The organism is Xanthomarina gelatinilytica (assembly GCF_000348685.1).
Classification (GTDB): Bacteria; Bacteroidota; Bacteroidia; order Flavobacteriales; family Flavobacteriaceae; genus Xanthomarina; species Xanthomarina gelatinilytica.
In genome coordinates, this window is the sequence record NZ_ANLA01000022.1 from 14,407 (window position 1) to 35,505 (window position 21,099).

Below are 21,099 nucleotides of genomic sequence, written 5' to 3' on the forward strand. Positions count from 1 at the left end.
TTAAATCTCCTTTAAAATTTGTAATTTTGCAATCCAATCCTTTTAGGAACAAATAAATCTAATTAACAACCCTTTAAATACAACTTATGGCATTTGATATAGACATGATAAAAAAAGTGTATTCCACAATGGCAGAACGTGTAGATACTGCACGAAAAATTGTAGGAAAACCATTAACACTTTCTGAAAAGATTTTATATGCCCATCTTTGGGATGGCACACCTACTAAAGCTTTTGTTAGAGGTAAAGATTATGTAGATTTTGCACCAGATAGAATTGCCTGCCAAGATGCTACAGCACAAATGGCTTTATTGCAATTTATGCAAGCTGGTAAATCTAAAGTTGCTGTGCCCACAACAGTGCATTGCGATCACTTGATTCAAGCCAAGCAAGGAGCTGCACCAGATTTGTTGCGTGCCAATCAAACAAGCAGCGAAGTGTTCGATTTTTTAGCGTCTGTATCTAATAAATATGGTATTGGATTCTGGAAACCTGGAGCTGGAATTATTCATCAGGTTGTTTTAGAAAATTACGCTTTTCCAGGCGGTATGATGATTGGAACCGATTCGCACACCGTAAATGCTGGTGGATTAGGAATGGTTGCCATAGGAGTAGGTGGCGCAGATGCCGTAGATGTTATGGCAGGTATGGCTTGGGAATTGAAATTTCCAAAACTTATAGGTGTTAAATTAACCGGTAGTTTAAACGGATGGACATCCGCTAAAGATGTGATCCTTAAAGTAGCAGGTATTTTAACGGTGAAAGGTGGTACAGGCGCCATTGTGGAATATTTTGGTCCTGGAGCCAAAAACTTATCCTGTACAGGAAAAGGAACCATTTGTAACATGGGTGCAGAAATTGGCGCAACAACGTCTACTTTTGGTTACGATGATTCTATGGAGCGTTATTTAAGAGCTACAGATAGAAACGAAATTGCCGATGAAGCCAATAAAATACGTGAATATTTAACAGGAGATGATGAAGTTTACGCAAACCCTGAAACGTATTTTGATCAAGTGATTGAAATTGATTTGGATACCTTGCGTCCTCATTTAAATGGCCCTTTTACGCCAGATTTGGCAACTCCAGTTGGAGAGCTTGGTGAAAAGGCAAGAAAAAATGATTGGCCAATAAAAGTGGATTGGGGACTTATAGGGTCTTGTACAAACTCTTCGTATGAAGATTTAACACGTGCTGCTTCTATTGCAAAACAAGCTGTAGATAAAAAAATTAAAGCAAAATCAGATTTTGGTATCAATCCTGGCTCTGAGCAAATCCGTTACACTGCCGAACGTGATGGGATTTTAAAAATATTTGAAGATTTAGATGCAACTATCTTTACCAATGCTTGTGGCCCATGTATTGGACAATGGGACAGAAGCGATTTAAAAGGCGATGAAAAAAATACCATTGTACATTCCTTCAACAGAAACTTTTCTAAACGTGCAGATGGAAACCCTAACACACATGCCTTTGTAGGTTCACCAGAAATGGTTGCAGCTATTGCCATAGCTGGACGTTTGGATTTTGATCCAATGAACGATACTTTAATCAATGAAGATGGCCAGGAAGTGAAACTGGATGAGCCTAAAGGGATTGAATTACCTCCTTTAGGATTCGATGTTGAAGATGCTGGTTATGTAGAGCCTTTAAAAGATGGAAGCGGTGTAGAAGTCACCGTAAGTCCTACTTCAGAACGTTTGCAATTGCTAACGCCATTCGAGCCAATTGGAAATGAAATAAAAGGAGCAAAATTATTGATCAAAGCCTTTGGTAAATGTACTACAGACCATATTAGTATGGCTGGTCCATGGTTGCGTTTTAGAGGTCACTTGGACAATATCTCAAATAATATGTTAATTGGAGCTGTAAATGCATTCAACAAAAAAACAAATTTTGTTAAAAATCAATTGACAGGTGATTACGAGGGTGTTCCAGATGTGGCTAGACAATACAAAGCTAAAGGAATTTACTCTATGGTTGTTGGGGACCATAACTATGGCGAAGGATCTTCCAGAGAACATGCAGCAATGGAGCCAAGACATTTGGGTGTTGCAGCAGTATTGGTAAAATCGTTTGCGCGTATCCATGAAACAAACCTTAAAAAACAAGGGATGTTAGGTTTAACTTTTGCAAATGAAAGCGATTATGATTTAATACAAGAGGATGATACCATTAATTTCCTTGATTTAAACGAGTTTGCGCCAGACAAACCCCTAACTATAGAGTTTGTGCACAAAGATGGCTCTAAAGACGTTATAAAGGCTAATCATACCTACAATCAAGCCCAAATTGATTGGTACAACGAAGGGTCTGCATTAAACTTGATAAAAAAGCAAAACGCATCCTAAATAAACCATTAAAACCATTAAAACTCCTGAAGCAATTCAGGAGTTTTTGGTTTGTGTAAGTTAATCAATTAAACAACGTCTTTTATAGCTGATGAAAAAGCCTAAATTAAATACCAGCAATATAATTTTTTTAATAGTGATTTTACTATTGATCATCCCGCAAACCCGACAACCCATACAAGTGTTTTTACACAAGGGATTGGCTTTGATTGGTCCTTCAACGGTAGCTGAGGATAAACGGGAACAAGTGGCACATTACAATTGGGAATTGATAAGCGATACTGGAGACGTTTATAATTTTAATGAAGCTCAAGGAAAAGTAGTGCTAATTAATTTTTGGGCTACTTGGTGCCCACCATGTATTGCCGAAATGCCAAGTTTGGATGCGCTATATGAATCTTACAAAGACAAAGTGGTTTTTTTGTTCGTTTCAAACGAAAGTCAAGAAACCATTTCAAATTTCATAACAAAAAACAATTATGGTTTTAAGGTGCATACTCCAAAAACAGCTTATCCAAAACCTTTTGATGCCAGTGCCATTCCAAGGACATACGTGATAGATAAAAAAGGTTTCATTGTAATTGACAAAACGGGAGCTGCAAACTGGAATAGCGATGGAGTAAGAAGTCAATTGGATGACTTACTGAAAGACTAAAAGTGCGCACGAGAAGATTCGAACTTCCACATTCTAAGCGAATACTAGCCCCTCAAGCTAGCGCGTCTACCAATTCCGCCACGTGCGCTTTTATTTAGTGTAAAAATAAAAAAAGTTAAGCAAAATGCTTAACTTTTTTTGTGACCGGGCTGGGGCTCGAACCCAGGACCCTCTCCTTAAAAGGGAGATGCTCTACCAACTGAGCTACCAGGTCATTTTGTGTTTCTTTATTGAGGGTGCAAATATAAAACGTTTAATCAATATTCCAAACCTTTTTCTAAGATTATTTTTGTTTTTTTGTTTTGTTACTTTGTACAGATATTAAGTTGTAAATTTAGAACCATAATGAAAATAGTTTTATTGGGATATATGGCTTCAGGGAAGTCATTAATAGGCAGGGAATTAGCCAAAGTTTTAAAAATGGATTATCTGGATTTAGATGATTTCATTGAAATAAATGAGGGTAAATCCATTGAAAAAATTTTTATGGAAAAAGGTGAAATTTTTTTCAGAAAAATTGAAAACAGCTATTTGGAAGCATTGATTTCATCCAAAAACAATCTGGTTTTATCTTTGGGTGGCGGCACTCCTTGTTTTACCAATAATTTGGAATTACTTAAAAACAATAAAGAAATAACAACCTTCTTTTTAAATGTTCCCGTGAGTGAATTGGCAAAAAGACTTATGAGCGACAAAGAAAACAGGCCACTTGTAAAATATGTGTCCAATGAAACCGATATGTTGGAATTTGTAGGTAAACATTTGTTTGAACGCTTACCATTTTACAATCAAGCTCACTTTAAAATGGACGCTAACAAACCTAAAGAAGAGGTTGTCGAGTCCATTATTACAAAATTATTTTAAATAGGCTTTAAACGCTTTTCCTTCTAAAACAACATCAATGTGCTCATTTAAAGAAGTGGACAAAGAAATACCTTTAAAATCTGCTTTAACAGGATACTTTTTATGATTTCTGTTTACAAGCACAGCTGTTTTAAATTGCTTTAAAGGCACCTCGAGAAAATGTTTTACACCATATATCAAAGTGGTTCCGGAGTTTAGGACATCATCAATTAAAACCACAGATTTGTTTTGGTAGTCTTCAGGTTTTAAAGATGTTTTAATGCTGTTTCTAGGGTTTTTTTTGTCAATCTCAACCTTACACAATACAGGAGCAATCGGGGAAATTTTATTTAAAACCAATTTTAGTTTTTTGGCAAGTATGTAACCATTACTGTCAATCCCAGCCAAAATAACTTCAGTTTCATTAACATTGTTTTCATAAATCTGATACGCGATTCGTTTAATTTTATGATTGATCTCCTCGTGATTTAATATGATGTTTTTAGTTAAAGTCATCTTGTATGGTTATTTGTTCAAAGATAAAATACTAAATTAAAACTTAAGTTGTTTTTGTTACTCAATTTCATCTTGATAATCGTCAATATCCCTTCGGTCTTTTTTGGTTGGCCTGCCAGTTCCTTTTTTCCTGTAATAATCTTTGGAATATTTTAAAAGTTCTTGCGCCTCAAAGGCTTCCTTTGGTGTGGTATCAGTTCGGTAAATGTCTACCAGTTTGGCACCAACCCTATTTGGAGGCAAATCGTTTATTGTAAATGTGTAATTTATTTGGTCTTTTCTTAATTGCACTTCATCTGTAGGATAAACATCGCGGCTAGGTTTCACTTGGTCACCATTAACCCTAACATGTCCCTTTTTGCATGCAGTAGTAGCAAGACTCCTTGTTTTATAATATCTCACACACCATAAATACTTGTCAATTCGCATAACTTTTATTGAAAATCTACGTTAATGTTCTTGTGCAAAATTATTAATAAATTGTATCTTGCACCTCAAAAAAGAAGCAATAATGAAAATTAAAAATGTAGCAACTGCTATTTTCTGTTTAGGCTTGGTAGTTTTATCCTGTAAAAAGGATGATGATAATGATGAGCCTTATGTGGTTCCAGTTAGGGACAGACAGGAAGTGTATGACGAAAATATAGCCGAGATTGAAGAATACCTGGAAACGCACTTTTACAATTACGAAGAGTTTCAACAAAATCCAGCTTATAGCGATTTAAGTGTGATGCCTTATAACGTGACACCTAATGATACTTTTGAGATTGTTTTTGATACCATTGCAGGTGCCAATAGCGATAAAACGTCGTTAATGGAGATGTTGGGCGATGAATTGAAATTCAAAGAAGTCACCGATTCTGAAGGTATTGTTTACAAACTTTATTACCTGGTAGTAAGGGAAGGTATGGGTGGTGAGATTCATGGCATTGATCGTGTGTTTGCTAATTACCAAGGATTTTTAATGGATAGCACACTGTTTGATAGTGCTGTTTCTGCTATTCCTTTTGATTTGACAGCAGTAGGAAATATTAGAGGTGTTGTTGATGGTTTTAGAGAGGGTATCATTGAGTTTAAAGCAAGACAAGCATATACCGAAAACGGAGATGGAACCATAACAAATCACAACCATGGTATTGGAGCCGTGTTTGTGCCTTCTGGATTGGGCTATTTCTCACAAACTCAAGCTACAGTTCCAGCTTATTCCAATTTAATATTTATTTTCAATGCTGAAAAAAGAACCCTGTTGGATCACGATTCCGACGGAGTGTTTTCATATTTGGAAAACCTTGATGGAGATAAAGATTATTTTAATGATGATACCGATGGTGATGGTTTAGCCAATTTCGTGGACGTGGATGATGATGGTGATGGAACTTTAACCAAAGATGAAGTGGAAAGAACAGCCTACACTGAAGATGAAAATATGCAGCCTTTTACCACCAATGCTGCTGCTCAAGCTTATTACGATGCCTATGCAGCTCCTGGGGAATTGTTATACAGTATAGAAGATAATAATGATGGTACGTTTACATTAAACACAGTTATTATTACAGACTCTAACAATGACGGCATTCCGGATTATTTGGACAGTAGTGTGTTTTAAACTTACAGACATCCATAAACAAAAAAGCCACTTTTAATAAAGTGGCTTTTTTGTATTTATTTATAAAATAAATGATAAACTTAAAATTAATTGATCTGGTCTTGTGTCTATTCTACTTACACCCAAACCAGAATGGTTGTCAATAAATGTGGCCTCGTTTTCGCTAAAGCCTCTTTCGTATCTTAAATCAATACCAATCCTGTTAAAACTTACACCCAAGCCAAAATTTAAACCAACAGTAAGGTCGTTTTCTACATCCTTTATGTCAATTCCTTCAAATTCGGTGTCTAAAATGTATTGAAATGAAGGTCCTGCAAATGCATTGAACATTTTTAGAATCCTAATACCAACCAAAAGAGGTGCATCCAGTTTTTGCATTTTAAAACTACCATCACTATAGTCGCTACTGGTGTTTGTATAAACCAATTCCGGTTTGGCAAAAATTTTACCACCAAATTTTCCAAAGATACCAAAATGGTATCCTATGTTCCTATCTGGGTTTTCAGCATTACTACCTATGGATTCAAAATAATCACCATTGGCATTGTAATTAATACCACCTTTAAAACCAAAACCAGATTTGTTTTGGGCATAAGAAAACGTGGTAAAAAGTACACATACTAAACCAATATAAATTGCATGTTTCATGAGTCTCGTTTTTAAAGTTCTTAGAAATAAAACGAAACAAATAGGCAATTATTTTCTTTTTATAACAGTTTGGGCTGCTTTAACAATGGCATCACTGTTTAAGCCATATTTTTCCATTAATTGCTCTGGAGTGCCAGATTCGCCAAAAGTGTCATTAGTGGCTACAAATTCCTGTGGTGTAGGTTTGTTGGTTGCTAAAACCCTGGCAACACTTTCTCCTAGGCCTCCAAGAAAGTTGTGTTCTTCAGCAGTAACAATGCAACCGGTTTTGGAAACCGATTTAATAATAGCTTCGTTATCCAATGGTTTTATGGTGTGAATGTTTATAACCTCTGCAGAAATCCCTTCGGCATTCAATACTTTGGCAGCCTCAAGTGCTTCCCAAACCAGATGGCCAGTAGCAACAATGGTAACATCTGTTCCATCAATTAAATGAAGTGCTTTGCCAATTTCAAACGTTTGCTCTTCTGGAGTGAAATTTGCTACTTTTGGTCTCCCAAAACGCAAGTAAACAGGTCCATGATGTTTAGCTATGGCTATAGTGGCAGCTTTGGTCTGGTTGTAATCGCAAGGGTTGATAACTGTCATGCCTGGCAACATTTTCATTAAGCCAATATCTTCCAGTATTTGATGTGTGGCACCATCTTCACCTAAAGTCAATCCTGCATGCGAGGCACATATTTTTACATTTTTATCAGAATAGGCTACACTTTGGCGAATTTGATCGTAAACGCGACCTGTGGAAAAGTTGGCAAATGTTCCTGTGAATGGTATTTTTCCACCAATGGTCATACCGGCAGCCAAACCAATCATGTTGGCTTCAGCAATTCCTACTTGAAAAAACCGTTCTGGATGATTTGCTTTAAAATCGTCCATTTTCAAGGAACCAATTAAATCGGCACAGAGTGCTACCACATTTTCATTGGTTTTTCCAAGTTCTGTTAATCCTGCTCCAAAACCTGAGCGTGTATCTTTATTTCCTGTATTTGTATATGTTTTCATCTATTTAGATTTTATCAAGAACCTGTGGTTCAGTTGTTTGGTTGTTTTGATGGGTGTGGACATTATTTGTCAAATGCCCATTATGGGCTTTCATAAGTCTAAAAATCGTAATTAGAGAAAGGGTTAATAATCTCCTACTGTTTCAGGATTTTGTTCCAATCCTCTTGCTAATTGTTCATCGTTTGGAGCTTTTCCATGCCAAGCATGTGTGTGCATCATAAAATCAACACCATGACCCATTACTGTTTTTAATAAAACGCAAACAGGTTTACCTTGACCAGTTTTGGATTTTGCCTCAGCCATGCCTTTTAAGATGGCTTCAATGTCATTCCCTTCATTAATTTCCACAACAGTCCAACCAAACGCTTCAAATTTAGCTTTAAGGCTTCCCATAGGCAACACATCGTCTGTGGAGCCGTCAATTTGCTGTCCGTTTAAATCTACTGTGGCTATAATATTGTCAACCTTGTTTCCGGCAGCATACATAATGGCTTCCCAATTTTGCCCTTCTTGCAATTCACCATCGCCATGAAGACTGTAAATTAAATGCGAATCTTTGTTTAATTTTTTGGTTTGTGCAGCTCCTAAAGCTACAGACATGCCTTGACCTAAAGATCCAGAGGCTATACGTACGCCAGGTAAGTTTTCATGTGTGGTTGGGTGACCTTGCAAACGGGAATTGATTAAACGAAAGGTGTTTAATTCGTTTACAGGAAAATAGCCAGACCTGGCTAAAACACTATAATATACAGGAGAGATGTGGCCATTGGATAAGAAGAACAAGTCTTCTCCTATACCATCCATATCAAAATGGTCTTTTCTGTCCATAATCTCACTGTATAGTGCTACAAAAAATTCTGCACAACCTAATGAACCTCCAGGATGGCCTGAATTTACTTTGTGCACCATACGCAAAATGTCTCTACGTACCTGTGTTGTTAAATCTTTTAATTGTTGTGTGTTTGGCATGTTTTAAAAGTTAATTTTTAAATGGCAAAAATAAAGTTTTAAAACGCGTAATCAAAAGGAGTTGTTAGGCACTTATTAACGAATTATGTGGATTTGCTAACAATTTTGATTTTATTAAGAAGTTCCAAAGCATATGTTAATTATATTTGCCGACTGATGATCTAAGAACATGATATTCGAATTAAAAGGAAAAGACACCCAATCTAAAGCCAGAGCTGGAGAGATTACTACAGACCATGGCAAAATTGAAACACCTATTTTTATGCCAGTTGGTACTGTGGCCTCTGTAAAAGGGGTTCATCAACGTGAATTAAAGAACGATATCAATCCAGATATAATTTTAGGGAATACCTACCACTTGTATTTAAGGCCTCAAACCAAAATCCTTGAAAAAGCAGGAGGTCTCCACAAATTCATGAATTGGGATAGGAATATTTTAACCGACTCTGGTGGATATCAAGTATACTCACTCTCTGCCAATAGAAAAATAAAGGAAGAAGGGGTGAAGTTTAAATCTCATATTGATGGAAGTTACCACACATTTACCCCAGAAAACGTGATGGAGATTCAAAGAAGTATAGGAGCAGATATTATCATGGCTTTTGATGAGTGCACGCCTTACCCTTGCGATTATCACTATGCCAAACGGTCTATGCACATGACCCATAGATGGTTGGATAGATGTATGACACATTTAGAGAAAACCCCTTTTAAATACGGTTATAGTCAAACCTTTTTTCCAATAGTTCAAGGAAGCACATATAAAGACCTAAGGATGCAATCGGCCGAATATATAGCAAATGCTGGAGCGGAAGGTAATGCCATAGGAGGTTTGTCTGTTGGAGAACCTGCCGAAGAAATGTATGCCATGACAGAGGTGGTAACCACCATATTACCAGAAGATAAACCCAGATATTTAATGGGAGTTGGTACTCCTATCAATATCTTGGAAAATATTGCCTTGGGTGTGGATATGTTCGATTGTGTCATGCCTACCAGAAATGCCAGAAATGGTATGTTATTTACGGCTCATGGTACCATAAATATTAAAAATAAAAAGTGGGAAGCCGACTTTTCACCTGTGGATGAGTTAGGTATTACTTTTGTAGATACAGATTACACCAAAGCTTATTTGCGTCATCTATTTAGTGTGAATGAAAGATTGGGAGCCCAAATTGCAACTATTCATAACTTAGGATTTTATATGTGGTTGGTTCGTGAAGCTAGAAAACATATCTTAGCAGGAGATTTTAGAACTTGGAAGGACATGATGGTGAAACAAATGGATAAGCGATTATAACAAATTAAAAACACCAACAATAGACAGACATTGAAAATACTGGACTGGTACATATTAAAACGTTATTTATTTACATTTTTCATCATGTTATTGTTGTTCATACCTATTGGTATAACAGTTCATTTAGCTGAGAAAATTGGTAAAATTCTTGAAAACGAAGTGCCTTTAGGTGAAGTATTGCTTTATTTTTTGGACTTTACCATATATTTTGCGCACTTATTGTTCCCTTTATTTTTATTCCTATCAGTTATTTGGTTTACTTCCAAATTAGCCAACAATACAGAGGTAATTGCTTTTTTAAGTTCTGGCGTTTCATTCTCCAGGTTTTTAAGACCTTATATGATTGGTGCTAGCATTGTAGCCATTCTAGCCTTGGTTTTGGGTATGTATTTGGCACCTAATGCCAGTAATGGTTTTAACGATTTTAACTATAAATACCTTAAAAGCAAGAACGATGCACTGGACAATCAAAACGTGTATCGACAAATTAATGACAACGATTATATTTATGTAAGTAGCTTTGATGTGAAACAAAAAGTGGGAAGGGATTTCACTTTAGAACATTTTGAAAATGACAAAATGACTTACAAAATAAGTGCCAACACCATTAAATACGATGAGAAAGACTCCATTTATAAACTTATAAATTATACTAAAAGACGTATAGGTGAAGGCGATGATATTTTAGAAATCTCTAGACGGAAAGACACCATTTTTTCTTTTGATTTGGAAGATTTAACGCCTGTTATTTACATTGCTGAAACTCTACCATATGGAGAGTTGAATAAATTTATCAAAAAAGAAGAACAAAGAGGTTCTTCATACATCAATAGATATAAATTGGTAAAATACAGGAAATGGAGTTTGCCCGTTTCTGTATTTATTTTAACCATTATAGCTGTTGCTGTTTCCTCCATAAAACGTCGTGGAGGGATGGGAGTAAACTTGGCTTTTGGTATTTGTATTGCCATGGTTTTTGTGTTTTTCGATAAAATATTTGGAGTTCTTGCCTCACAGTCAGACTTTTCCCCATTGGTTGCAGTATGGTTCCCAAATGCAATTTTTGGAGTGTTGGCTGCTTATCTTCTGTACAATGCAAAACGATAGTTTAAAAAATTACCTGCATTTACATCTTCTGGTTTTTATTGCAGGCTTTACGGCTGTTTTAGGCGAACTTATTACCATTAATGCAGTTTCACTGGTATGGTATAGAATGTTAATGGCAACTGTGCTTATGTTTGTGTATGTTTATTTTGCCAAAATAAACATAAAGATCCCACCCAAATCCCTTTTAAAATTATCTTTTGCAGGTATAATTATTGCTTTACACTGGATCACGTTTTTTGAGTCCATTAAGGTGTCAAACATTTCCATTACCTTGGCCATGTTTTCAACTGGAGCTTTTTTTGCCTCCTTATTGGAGCCCCTTATCTATAAACGAAAAATTATTGGGTACGAAATTATTTTTGGGCTCCTCATTATTGTTGGTGTTGCCATTATAACCAACAGTGAATTTAAATATATAAATGGAATTGTTCTTGGTATTGTTTCAGCCTTTTTATCATCCACTTTTGCCGTATTGAATGGGAAATTTTTGGAAAAACATACTGCAACTGTTATTTCTGTTTACGAGTTTATTAGTGGTGTTTTATTTATCAGCATTTTCATGCTTCTTTTTGGGGAAGGTTTTTCAAAGGAATTCTTTAATTTAAGCACTTCAGATTTTGGCTATTTGTTTATTTTGGCATCGGTATGTACTGCCTACGCTTTTATTGCCTCTGTGTATGTAATGAAGTACCTAAGCCCTTATACAGTGGTTTTAACTTATAACTTGGAACCAGTTTATGGAATCATCCTGGCCCTTTTGTTTTTTCCTAAAAACGAAATGATGAGTACTTCGTTTTATGTTGGAGCTTTTATAATTATAAGTGTTGTAATGCTCAATGGGTTTTTAAAACAAAGAAAACGCAGAAAAGCAAAAAAGCTTCCCAAATAACCAATAAGTAACTTTTTTATCCTTAAATAGATACGCACAATTAAAAGCAATTGATTAAATTTAACGTGTATTTCGTTTTAATTCTAAAATTAAAACAAAATAAAATATGTAATTTTGTGTGCTAATTAAAACAAACTACAATTTCCAATGGAATATTTAGATTTTGAACTTCCTATTAAAGAACTAGAGGAACAATTACAAAAATGCCAGGTTATAGGTCAGGAAAGCGAAGTAGATGTAACTGAAACCTGTAAACAAATAGAAAAAAAACTTATTGCCACCAAAAAGGATATATATAAAAACTTGACGCCTTGGCAACGTGTTCAATTATCCAGACACCCAAACAGACCTTATACCTTAGACTATATTAAAGCCTTATGTGGAGATTCGTTTCTGGAACTACATGGAGACAGAAATGTAAAAGACGACAAAGCCATGATTGGTGGTCTTGGTAAAATTGGCGACCAAAGCTTTATGTTTATTGGACAGCAAAAAGGGTATAACACTAAAACAAGACAATATAGAAACTTTGGGATGGCAAACCCAGAAGGATACAGAAAAGCCCTCCGTTTAATGAAATCAGCTGAAAAATTTGGCATACCTGTAGTTACTTTTATAGACACTCCAGGTGCTTATCCAGGATTGGAAGCTGAAGAACGAGGACAAGGTGAGGCCATTGCCAGAAACATACTGGAAATGTCCAGATTAAAAGTGCCTGTAATCTGTATCGTTATAGGTGAAGGTGCCTCTGGAGGAGCTTTGGGAATAGGAGTAGGAGATAAGTTTCTTATGCTTGAAAATGCTTGGTTTTCTGTTATTTCACCCGAAAACTGTTCGTCCATCCTTTGGAGAAGTTGGGAATATAAAGAACAAGCTGCCGAAGCCCTAAAACTTACAGCCAAAGACAGTAAAAGCATTAAGGTAATAGATGATATTATTAAAGAACCAATAGGTGGAGCACATAGCGATAGGGAAAAAACATATTTGGCAGTAAAAAGTGCCATCCTTAAATCTTATGACGAATTAAAAAACTTATCACCAAAAGATTTAGTAAAAAAACGCATGGAAAAATATATGGATATGGGCGTTTTTAAAGGCTAGTTCTTTTAAAACCTATGAAACATAAATCTGAAATGTCTTATTTCAGATTTTTTTATGCTTATTAACAATATTTTTAAGTTATTAACAGTTAAATTGTTAACTTATGGTGGACAATCAAGATAGATTTACACATCGTTAATCTTTTCAATTTAGCTACTTTCGTAAACATGAAACAACCAAACCAAATAAAAGGATATCAAGTAGATAAAAGCACGATTATTAATCTAGAACGTGGTAAAATACCTCCTCAAGCTATTGATTTAGAGGAAGTTGTGCTAGGCGCCATGATGATTGATAAAAAAGGTGTCGATGAGGTGATTGACATTCTAAGCCCTGAAGCTTTTTATAAAGAAGCGCATCAGCACATTTTTGAAGCTGTTTTTCAGTTGTTCGAAAACAGTGAACCTGTCGACTTATTAACCGTTTCCAGCCAATTAAAGAAAAATTCAAAATTGGATTTGGTTGGTGGTGATTTCTACCTCATTTCCTTAACCCAAAAAGTGTCGTCTTCAGCACATATCGAGTTTCATGCACGTATTATTTTACAAAAATACATTCAGCGAAGCTTGATTAAAATTTCCAGTGAAATTATTGAGGATTCTTACGATGAAACACAAGATGTCTTTGACTTGTTGGATCGTGCAGAATCAAAATTATACGAAGTCACTCAAGGAAACATAAAAAAATCAAGTGAAACGGCCCAGGAATTGGTAATACAGGCTAAAAAGAAAATTGAAGAAATTTCAAATAAAGAAGGTTTAAGTGGTATCCCTTCCGGTTTTACTAAATTGGATAAGTTAACCTCTGGCTGGCAAGAAAGCGATTTAATTATTGTTGCTGCCAGACCTGGTATGGGTAAAACAGCTTTAACCTTGTCCATGGCAAGAAACATTGCGGTAAATCAAAGTATTCCTGTGGCTTTCTTTTCTTTGGAGATGGCATCTGTACAATTGATCATGCGTTTAATTTCCAGTGAAACAGGTTTGTCTTCAGAAAAACTTAGAACTGGAAAACTAGAAAAACACGAATGGGAACAGTTAAATGTTAAGGTTAAAAGCCTTGAAAAAGCGCCTTTGTTCATTGATGATACTCCATCGCTTTCCATATTCGATTTAAGGGCAAAAGCAAGACGTCTGGCCTCACAACATGGTATAAAATTGATAATTATAGATTATTTGCAATTAATGACAGCTGGAGGAAGCCAAAAAGGAGGAAACAGAGAGCAGGAAATCTCAACCATTTCCAGAAACTTAAAAGCCCTTGCAAAGGAATTGAGTGTACCGGTTATTGCCTTATCGCAATTATCCCGTGCTGTAGAAACTCGTGGTGGCAGTAAAAGGCCTTTGCTTTCAGATTTACGTGAATCTGGAGCCATTGAGCAAGATGCAGATATTGTATCCTTTATTTATAGACCTGAATATTATAAAATAGACGAATGGGATGATGAAGAGCGCACTCCTACTGAAGGGCAGGCAGAGTTTATTATAGCCAAACACAGAAATGGAGGCTTGGATAACATCCGTTTAAAGTTTATTGGTCATTTAGGGAAATTCGACAATTTAGATGATTTTGATACACCCTTTGGTCAGGAATTTCATTCTAAAATGAATGCAGCAGCCAACGATAATACGTTTTCACCAGATACATTTCCATCAGCAAATGATGCGTTTGATGCTCCTGAGGAAGACAACGACGTACCATTTTAACAACCCAAGTTTCTTTAGAGCCTAAATCTTATGGATAAATTAAGAACCACAAACATATTATTGCTAGTAATTGTTGTCCCGTTAATTTTTTACTTGTTAAAAATCCTCTCATTTATATTCATTCCATTGGTGTTTTCAATGTTTATTGCCTTGCTGTTTTTACCAATTATGCGTTGGTTGGGCAAAAAAAACATCCCTAAACCTATTAGCATACTTATTGTGGTTTTAATTATAGCTGCTGGAATGAAAATTGGTGTAGAACTCATTCAAATCTCAAGTCGTGAAATTTTAAATTCTGATACCGAGTTCTTTTCTAAAGCTGAAGAAAAATTTGACAACTTATTCCTATTGGCACAAGAAACCTTTGGTTTTAAATTGGAGGATAAGGAAAGCGTTCTAAAACAATTTATTGCCAAAGATAACATAGGGGATAGTATCAATTTTATTCAACGTACACTTACCATGGTACTTATGACCACTTTTTTTGTGGTTTTATGGCTTGCAGAGTCCATTAACATTCAAAAGGTATTGAACAGTACTATTTTAAAACAAAGACACACCTCACTTAAAACCTTTTTTAAAATTGAAAAAGACCTGATTAAATTCATTAAGGTTAAGTTTTTTATTAGTTTGGCAACAGGTATAGGAACAGGTTTGGCCTGTGTGTTTTTTGATGTGAGCTTCCCAATTTTCTGGGGACTTTTTGCGTTTATTATCAATTTTGTGCAAATGGTAGGTTCCATCATAACCGTTATCTTGTTGTCTATTTTTGCTTTTATAGAGTTGGACCCAACAAGTACCCTGTTCTTTTTCATCCTTTCCATTACAGGAGTTCAAGTCTTGTTTGGATCCATTTTGGAACCTATTTTTATGGGAAAATCATTTTCTTTAAACGTAATTACTGTTTTGGTCATGCTCATGCTCTGGGGTTTTATTTGGGGTGTTCCGGGTTTAATTATGGCCATTCCCATTACTGTGTTCATTAAAATTATTTTAGACCAGTTTCCTGAAACCAAAGTCTTGTCCGATATCCTTTCAGGAAATAGTAAATAGCTTGGTTTTTGGTTAAAAATTATTTAAAACCCATTTTAAAGAACTATTTTTAAGTATATTTCAACTGTGAAAAAGTTAATATTTATAGTTGTTTTATTGTTCTCCGTAAAATCCTTTGCATCTTACATCCTTATTCCCATGGATGCCGAGAGCCAGAAAAACCATTTAAAGGCTTACGGAATTACCTATTGGACTTTGGAAAAGCAAATGAAGGTAAAATGGTTGTTAAACTATAGAGGCGGCTCCTTCTTGCTTCCAGATTCAGAGGAAATTAAACGTGAATGCCAGATTCGTGGTGTTTCGTTTGAAACTCTATCCAATGCCAAAGCCGAATCCATTTTAGAGGAAATAAGCAGCCCAAGTAAAAATATGGAAGCTGTGGTTTTGGAAAAAGCACCTAAAATTGCTGTTTATACACCTAAAGGAAAACTACCTTGGGATGATGCTGTAACCATGGTCTTAACCTATGCTGAAATTCCCTATGAAACCGTTTACGATGAAGAAGTGCTAAATGATGCTCTGCTTTTATACGATTGGTTACATTTACATCACGAAGATTTTACAGGACAATATGGCAAATTTTATGCAAATTATAGAACTTCAGCTTGGTATATAGATGAAAAGAAAGAAGCCGAAGCTTTGGCAGCTAAATTGGGTTTTGCAAAAGTATCTGAAGAAAAATTGGCTGTTTCTTTAAAAATAAGGGACTACGTAATAGGAGGAGGCTTTATGTTTGCCATGTGCAGTGCAACTGATAGTTTTGACATTGCTCTGTCTGCAGAAGGAGTGGATATTTGCGAGCCTATGTTTGATGGAGATGCCAGTGAAGCCAATTACCAATCTAAAATAAACTATAATAAAACCTTTGCTTTTAAAGATTTCACCCTAGAAAGAAACCCTTTGGTATATGAGTTTTCTTCCATAGATATGACCCAAAAAAGACAGATTCCAAAAATGACAGATTATTTTACCTTAATGGATTTTTCTGCAAAATGGGACCCAATACCAACCATGTTGTGCCAAAACCATACAGCGTTGGTAAAAGGCTTTATGGGACAAACAACCTCATTTACCAGAGATCAAATAAAATCCAATGTGCTGATTTTGGGCGAAAACAAAACCAATGGTGAAGCTAAATACATACATGGAATAAAAGGAAAAGGGTTTTTTACGTTTTATGGTGGTCACGACCCTGAAGATTATACACATAAAGTTGGCGACCCAAAAACCGAACTGGATTTGTATCCTACTTCACCAGGATACAGACTTATTTTAAACAATGTTTTATTTCCAGCAGCCCGTAAAAAGAAACAAAAGACATAAAAAAAACCCGATTCAAAAGAATCGGATTATTTATAAGTGAAATATGTTATACAATAGGCGAAACGCCTTATTTTACTTTATCAATTACAGCTTTAAAAGCTTCAGGGTTGTTCATAGCTAAATCTGCTAAAACCTTACGGTTTAATTCAATGTCATTAGCTTTTAATTTCCCCATGAACTGAGAATAAGATAATCCATGTTCTCTGGCTCCAGCGTTAATACGCGTAATCCATAAGGCACGGAATGTTCTTTTTTTGTTTCTACGGTCTCTATACGAATATAACATCGCTTTGTCAACCGCATTTTTTGCTACTGTCCAAACGTTTTTACGACGTCCAAAGTAACCTTTTGCTTGTTTAAGAACCTTTTTTCTTCTGGCTCTTTTTGCTACAGAATTTACTGATCTTGGCATAATTTAAATTGTTTTTTGTAGTAGGCGACCCAATAATTCTTAACTATAATGTCTGAATTTCGAATACTTTTATTGCCCAACTCCAGGGTTTATAATTAATTTAACCGAACGCGATTACTTTAATCGTAATTGTTCTTTAATGTTGTTCTCATCACTCGGGTGTACTAAAGTACTGTGAGTTAATGCTAACTTACGCTTTTTAGACTTCTTTGTTAAGATGTGACTTTTAAAAGCGTGCTTTCTTTTAATCTTACCAGTACCTGTTAATTTAAAACGTTTTTTGGCACTAGATTTGGTTTTCATTTTAGGCATCTTGTTCTCCTAGTTTTGATTATTATTTCACTTATTATCTTAAACCTGACAGTTGTTCAGGTATTATTTTGTTTTTTTGGGAGCAATAAACATGGTCATACGTTTACCTTCCAATTTAGGCATTTGTTCAACTTTGCCTAATTCTTCTAAATCTTGGGCTAATCTTAATAACAAAATCTGTCCTTGCTCTTTAAACACTATCGATCGACCTTTAAAAAACACAAACGCTTTTAGTTTTGCGCCTTCCTTTAAAAATTTCTCAGCATGTTTCTTTTTAAATTCATAATCATGGTCGTCTGTTTGAGGACCAAATCTTATTTCTTTAACAACAACCTTGCTCGCTTTAGATTTTAAAGCTTTTTCACGTTTCTTTTGCTCATAAAGAAACTTTTTATAATCCATAACCTTGCAAACTGGTGGGTCTGCTTTAGGAGATATCTCTACAAGATCTAAACCTTGTTCGTCTGCTATGGCAAGTGCGTCCTTAATTGGGTAAATCCCAACTTCAACGTTATCACCTACTAAACGCACTTTTTCAGATCTAATCTTAGAATTAATCCTGTGCTGATCTTCTTGATTTACTCGTCTTGTGACTTGTTTTCTTCTACGTATTGCTATGGCTATATAATTTTAGTTAAACTTATTTTTAAAATGTTTTTAATGATTTTTTTATATCTTCATTAATAATATTGGTTAAACCTTCAACAGTAATCATGCCAAGATCTTCACCACCATGTTGGCGAACCGAAATTTTGTTTTCTTGCTCCTCGTTTTCTCCAACTATCACCATGTATGGGATTTTTTTCATTTCGGCTTCCCGAATTTTCTTCCCCATGGTTTCATTTCTATTATCAATTAGGGCGCGAATTTCGTTATTTTCTAACACATTTAAAACTTTTTTCGCGTATTTTTCATATTTCTCACTTATTGAGAGCACAATAACTTGGTCTGGCATGAGCCATAGTGGGAAATTTCCTCCAGTATGTTCCAGTAAAATGGCAATAAAACGTTCCATGCTCCCAAAAGGTGCACGATGGATCATTACAGGTCTATGTAATTCGTTGTCGCTGCCTTTATAGGTTAAATCAAAACGTTCTGGAAGGGTATAGTCTACTTGTATGGTGCCAAGTTGCCATTGTCTCCCCAAGGCATCTTTAACCATAAAATCCAATTTTGGGCCATAAAAAGCTGCTTCACCTGTTTCCACAACAAAATTCAATCCTTTGTCTTTGGCAGCATTAATAATGGCTTGCTCTGCTTTTTCCCATAAATGATCTTCACCAATGTACTTTTCAGGGTTTTCTGGATCTCTCAATGATACTTGAGCTGTAAAGTTTTCAAAGCCTAATGATCCAAAAACATAAAGTACTAAATCTATCACATCCTTAAATTCCTTGTCCAATTGCTCTGGTGTACAGAAAATATGGGCATCATCTTGGGTAAAACCCCTTACTCGGGTCAAACCATGCAATTCGCCACTTTGTTCATACCTATAAACAGTGCCAAATTCGGCAAAACGTTTCGGCAATTCTTTATAAGACCATTGAGAACTATTGTATATTTCACAATGATGCGGACAATTCATGGGCTTTAATAAAAATTCTTCCCCTTCTTTTGGGGTGTGTATGGGTTGAAAACTATCTGCACCATATTTCGCGTAATGTCCAGAAGTTACATAGAGTTCTTTTTGTCCAATATGAGGAGTCACAACCATTTCGTAACCAGCTTTTTTTTGTGCTTTCTTTAGAAAGTTTTCCAAACGTTCACGTAAAGCAGCCCCTTTTGGAAGCCACAACGGAAGCCCTTGACCTACTTTTTGAGAAAAAGTAAACAACTCCAGTTCTTTGCCAAGTTTTCTGTGATCTCTTTTTTTGGCCTCCTCCAATAGTTCCAAATACTCTGTAAGCTCTTTCTGCTTTGGGAAGGAAATCCCATAGACTCTTGTTAATTGTTTGTTGTTTTCATCCCCTTTCCAATAGGCACCTGCTACGCTTAAAATCTTCACAGCCTTAACAATTCCTGTGTTAGGAATATGGCCACCTCGACATAAATCGGTAAAAGTAGAGTGATCACAAAATGTAATGGTTCCATCCTCAAGATTTTCAATTAAATCTACTTTGTAAGGGTTTTTGTTTCTGTAATAAGAAATGGCCTCTGCTTTGGAAATAGATCGCATCTTAAATTCATGTTTTCCCCTGGCAATTTCAAGCATCTTGTCTTCAATGCGTTTAAAGTCTTTGTCGGATATAGAGTCTTCACCTAAATCTATATCGTAATAAAACCCGTTTTCAATAGCAGGACCTACCCATAATTTAGCATTTGGATACAGCTCCTCAATAGCTTGAGCTAGAATATGTGCAGATGAGTGCCAAAAAGCTTTTTTGCCTTCATCGTCATTCCAAGTATATAAGATTAAAGAGCCATCGGTAGTCAAAGGAGTGGTGGTTTCAATAACTGTATCGTTAAATTTAGCCGAAATAACATTTCTGGCAAATCCCTCACTAATGCTTTTGGCAACTTCCATTGCTGTCGTGTTTTTTTCAAACGACCTAATACTACCATCTGGCAATGTAATCTGTATCATCATAAATCTTTTAAAGTAAAATAAGATGCAAAGATAATAGGATAAACAATCACATACAATATATATATAGGTATTAATTTAAAGCATCCTATATTTTTTGTCTTGTATATAAAATTACCATCAATACTTAAGCATTAAGATTAGGGCGTTCCCTTTTGTGCAACAAAAGGTCAGGCTTTACACTATATCTTTTTTTTAAACATTATAAATAAAACCCATCTCAATAAATATATCCCATCTCAGTCTTTAGTTCTTAAAATAAAAAAACAAGACAATTCAATCCTTAAAAAAAAGGATGCCGTTTCAATCCTTAACGCTTAAAAGAAACTTAAGCTAAAAAAAACACAAGCTAACTCCTTCTAAAAGAAACAGCTGCAAATCCTTTAAAAAATACTTGGCAAAAAGTTTGTTTGATAAAGGAAAAGGGTTGTATCTTTGCACTCGCTAAAAACGGGATATACGTTTAGGTGAAGTTCTTTTACAGGTTGTTTTTTGTTTTTTTTGGGTGTTTCGAAAAAACTTTCAAAAAATATAAAAAATAGCTTTGAAGTAAGGAAAAAGGGTTTATATTTGCACCCTCAAAAAACCGGGATGTTTTTTGGAGAGCAACAAGTTCTTGCGTTACGTGTTTTTTTTCGGTGGTTTTGGGATGGTTGGAAAACTTTTTCAAAAAAAGCAAAAAAAACATTGCATGGATAAAAAAAGGGTTTTATATTTGCACC

Annotated in this window: 20 protein-coding genes and 2 tRNA genes; 11 read left to right on the forward strand and 11 right to left on the reverse strand. The window is 35.4% G+C overall.

Annotation, left to right across the window (positions count from 1 at the left end):
- The first annotated feature begins 86 nt into the window (after nucleotides 1-86).
- Together D778_RS12875 and D778_RS12880 are read left to right on the forward strand one after the other, a co-directional pair.
- Nucleotides 87-2,351, forward strand: coding sequence for an aconitate hydratase (locus tag D778_RS12875; protein WP_007651442.1), 2,265 nt, complete (start codon nucleotides 87-89; stop codon nucleotides 2,349-2,351).
- Nucleotides 2,352-2,442: 91 nt separating this feature from the next.
- Nucleotides 2,443-3,006, forward strand: a complete 564-nt coding sequence (locus tag D778_RS12880) for a TlpA family protein disulfide reductase (RefSeq protein ID WP_040492505.1) — start codon at nucleotides 2,443-2,445, stop codon at nucleotides 3,004-3,006.
- A 3-nt stretch (nucleotides 3,007-3,009) separates the two neighbouring features.
- On the opposite strand, the gene D778_RS12885 is transcribed toward D778_RS12880, so the two are convergent.
- Both D778_RS12885 and D778_RS12890 read right to left on the reverse strand, forming a co-directional pair.
- A tRNA-Leu gene (locus D778_RS12885) sits at nucleotides 3,010-3,094 on the reverse strand.
- Between the two features lie 53 nt (nucleotides 3,095-3,147).
- Nucleotides 3,148-3,220 (reverse strand) — tRNA-Lys (locus tag D778_RS12890).
- 131 nt (nucleotides 3,221-3,351) lie between these two features.
- On the opposite strand from D778_RS12890, the gene D778_RS12895 reads away from it, so the two are divergent.
- Nucleotides 3,352-3,870: a shikimate kinase gene (locus tag D778_RS12895; RefSeq protein ID WP_007651446.1), complete on the forward strand. Its 519-nt coding sequence runs from the start codon at nucleotides 3,352-3,354 to the stop codon at nucleotides 3,868-3,870.
- Here D778_RS12895 and D778_RS12900 read toward each other — a convergent pair.
- Both D778_RS12900 and D778_RS12905 read right to left on the reverse strand, forming a co-directional pair.
- Complete coding sequence (locus D778_RS12900) at nucleotides 3,862-4,365, reverse strand: phosphoribosyltransferase family protein (protein WP_007651448.1); 504 nt, start codon at nucleotides 4,363-4,365, stop codon at nucleotides 3,862-3,864. The two genes, D778_RS12895 and D778_RS12900, sit on opposite strands and share 9 nt — an antisense overlap.
- Before the next feature lie 57 nt (nucleotides 4,366-4,422).
- Nucleotides 4,423-4,794, reverse strand: a complete 372-nt coding sequence (locus D778_RS12905; RefSeq protein ID WP_007651450.1) for an RNA-binding S4 domain-containing protein — start codon at nucleotides 4,792-4,794, stop codon at nucleotides 4,423-4,425.
- Nucleotides 4,795-4,876: 82 nt separating this feature from the next.
- Here D778_RS12905 and D778_RS12910 point away from each other — a divergent pair, with 82 nt between their 5' ends.
- Nucleotides 4,877-5,971, forward strand: a complete 1,095-nt coding sequence (locus D778_RS12910) for an FKBP-type peptidyl-prolyl cis-trans isomerase (RefSeq protein WP_007651451.1) — start codon at nucleotides 4,877-4,879, stop codon at nucleotides 5,969-5,971.
- Nucleotides 5,972-6,031: 60 nt separating this feature from the next.
- On the opposite strand, the gene D778_RS12915 is transcribed toward D778_RS12910, so the two are convergent.
- The 3 genes from D778_RS12915 to D778_RS12925 all read right to left on the reverse strand — a co-directional run bounded on the left by D778_RS12915 (nucleotide 6,032) and on the right by D778_RS12925 (nucleotide 8,590).
- On the reverse strand, nucleotides 6,032-6,619 hold the full coding sequence (locus D778_RS12915; protein WP_007651453.1) for an outer membrane beta-barrel protein: 588 nt from the start codon (nucleotides 6,617-6,619) through the stop codon (nucleotides 6,032-6,034).
- A 48-nt stretch (nucleotides 6,620-6,667) separates the two neighbouring features.
- Nucleotides 6,668-7,621: a transketolase family protein gene (locus tag D778_RS12920; RefSeq protein ID WP_007651455.1), complete on the reverse strand. Its 954-nt coding sequence runs from the start codon at nucleotides 7,619-7,621 to the stop codon at nucleotides 6,668-6,670.
- A 123-nt stretch (nucleotides 7,622-7,744) separates the two neighbouring features.
- Complete coding sequence (locus tag D778_RS12925) at nucleotides 7,745-8,590, reverse strand: transketolase (RefSeq protein ID WP_007651457.1); 846 nt, start codon at nucleotides 8,588-8,590, stop codon at nucleotides 7,745-7,747.
- 169 nt (nucleotides 8,591-8,759) lie between these two features.
- Here D778_RS12925 and tgt point away from each other — a divergent pair, with 169 nt between their 5' ends.
- From tgt to D778_RS12960, 7 genes are all read left to right on the forward strand, one after another.
- Nucleotides 8,760-9,890, forward strand: coding sequence for a tRNA guanosine(34) transglycosylase Tgt (gene tgt, locus D778_RS12930; protein ID WP_007651459.1), 1,131 nt, complete (start codon nucleotides 8,760-8,762; stop codon nucleotides 9,888-9,890).
- A 30-nt stretch (nucleotides 9,891-9,920) separates the two neighbouring features.
- Complete coding sequence (locus D778_RS12935) at nucleotides 9,921-10,997, forward strand: LptF/LptG family permease (protein ID WP_081602645.1); 1,077 nt, start codon at nucleotides 9,921-9,923, stop codon at nucleotides 10,995-10,997.
- Nucleotides 10,984-11,886, forward strand: coding sequence for a DMT family transporter (locus tag D778_RS12940; protein ID WP_007651465.1), 903 nt, complete (start codon nucleotides 10,984-10,986; stop codon nucleotides 11,884-11,886). Before D778_RS12935 ends, D778_RS12940 begins: the two co-directional genes overlap by 14 nt.
- A 147-nt stretch (nucleotides 11,887-12,033) precedes the next feature.
- The gene (locus tag D778_RS12945) at nucleotides 12,034-12,987 is read left to right on the forward strand and encodes an acetyl-CoA carboxylase carboxyltransferase subunit alpha (protein ID WP_007651466.1); all 954 of its coding nucleotides are present in this window, start codon (nucleotides 12,034-12,036) and stop codon (nucleotides 12,985-12,987) included.
- Between the two features lie 167 nt (nucleotides 12,988-13,154).
- A complete protein-coding gene (gene dnaB / locus D778_RS12950; protein ID WP_007651469.1) occupies nucleotides 13,155-14,693 on the forward strand; it encodes a replicative DNA helicase in 1,539 nt (512 codons plus the stop codon).
- Nucleotides 14,694-14,723: 30 nt separating this feature from the next.
- Complete coding sequence (locus tag D778_RS12955) at nucleotides 14,724-15,746, forward strand: AI-2E family transporter (RefSeq protein ID WP_040492507.1); 1,023 nt, start codon at nucleotides 14,724-14,726, stop codon at nucleotides 15,744-15,746.
- A 138-nt stretch (nucleotides 15,747-15,884) separates the two neighbouring features.
- Nucleotides 15,885-17,069: a hypothetical protein gene (locus D778_RS12960; protein ID WP_007651473.1), complete on the forward strand. Its 1,185-nt coding sequence runs from the start codon at nucleotides 15,885-15,887 to the stop codon at nucleotides 17,067-17,069.
- A 67-nt stretch (nucleotides 17,070-17,136) separates the two neighbouring features.
- On the opposite strand, the gene rplT is transcribed toward D778_RS12960, so the two are convergent.
- From rplT to thrS, 4 genes are all read right to left on the reverse strand, one after another.
- The gene (gene rplT, locus D778_RS12965; protein WP_007651475.1) at nucleotides 17,137-17,481 is read right to left on the reverse strand and encodes a 50S ribosomal protein L20; all 345 of its coding nucleotides are present in this window, start codon (nucleotides 17,479-17,481) and stop codon (nucleotides 17,137-17,139) included.
- 114 nt (nucleotides 17,482-17,595) lie between these two features.
- A complete protein-coding gene (gene rpmI / locus D778_RS14465) occupies nucleotides 17,596-17,793 on the reverse strand; it encodes a 50S ribosomal protein L35 (RefSeq protein ID WP_081602646.1) in 198 nt (65 codons plus the stop codon).
- 63 nt (nucleotides 17,794-17,856) lie between these two features.
- On the reverse strand, nucleotides 17,857-18,411 hold the full coding sequence (infC, locus tag D778_RS12970) for a translation initiation factor IF-3 (RefSeq protein ID WP_202898532.1): 555 nt from the start codon (nucleotides 18,409-18,411) through the stop codon (nucleotides 17,857-17,859).
- A gap of 28 nt (nucleotides 18,412-18,439) precedes the next feature.
- Nucleotides 18,440-20,377, reverse strand: a complete 1,938-nt coding sequence (gene thrS, locus D778_RS12975; RefSeq protein ID WP_040492511.1) for a threonine--tRNA ligase — start codon at nucleotides 20,375-20,377, stop codon at nucleotides 18,440-18,442.
- Between the last annotated feature and the right edge of the window lie 722 nt (nucleotides 20,378-21,099).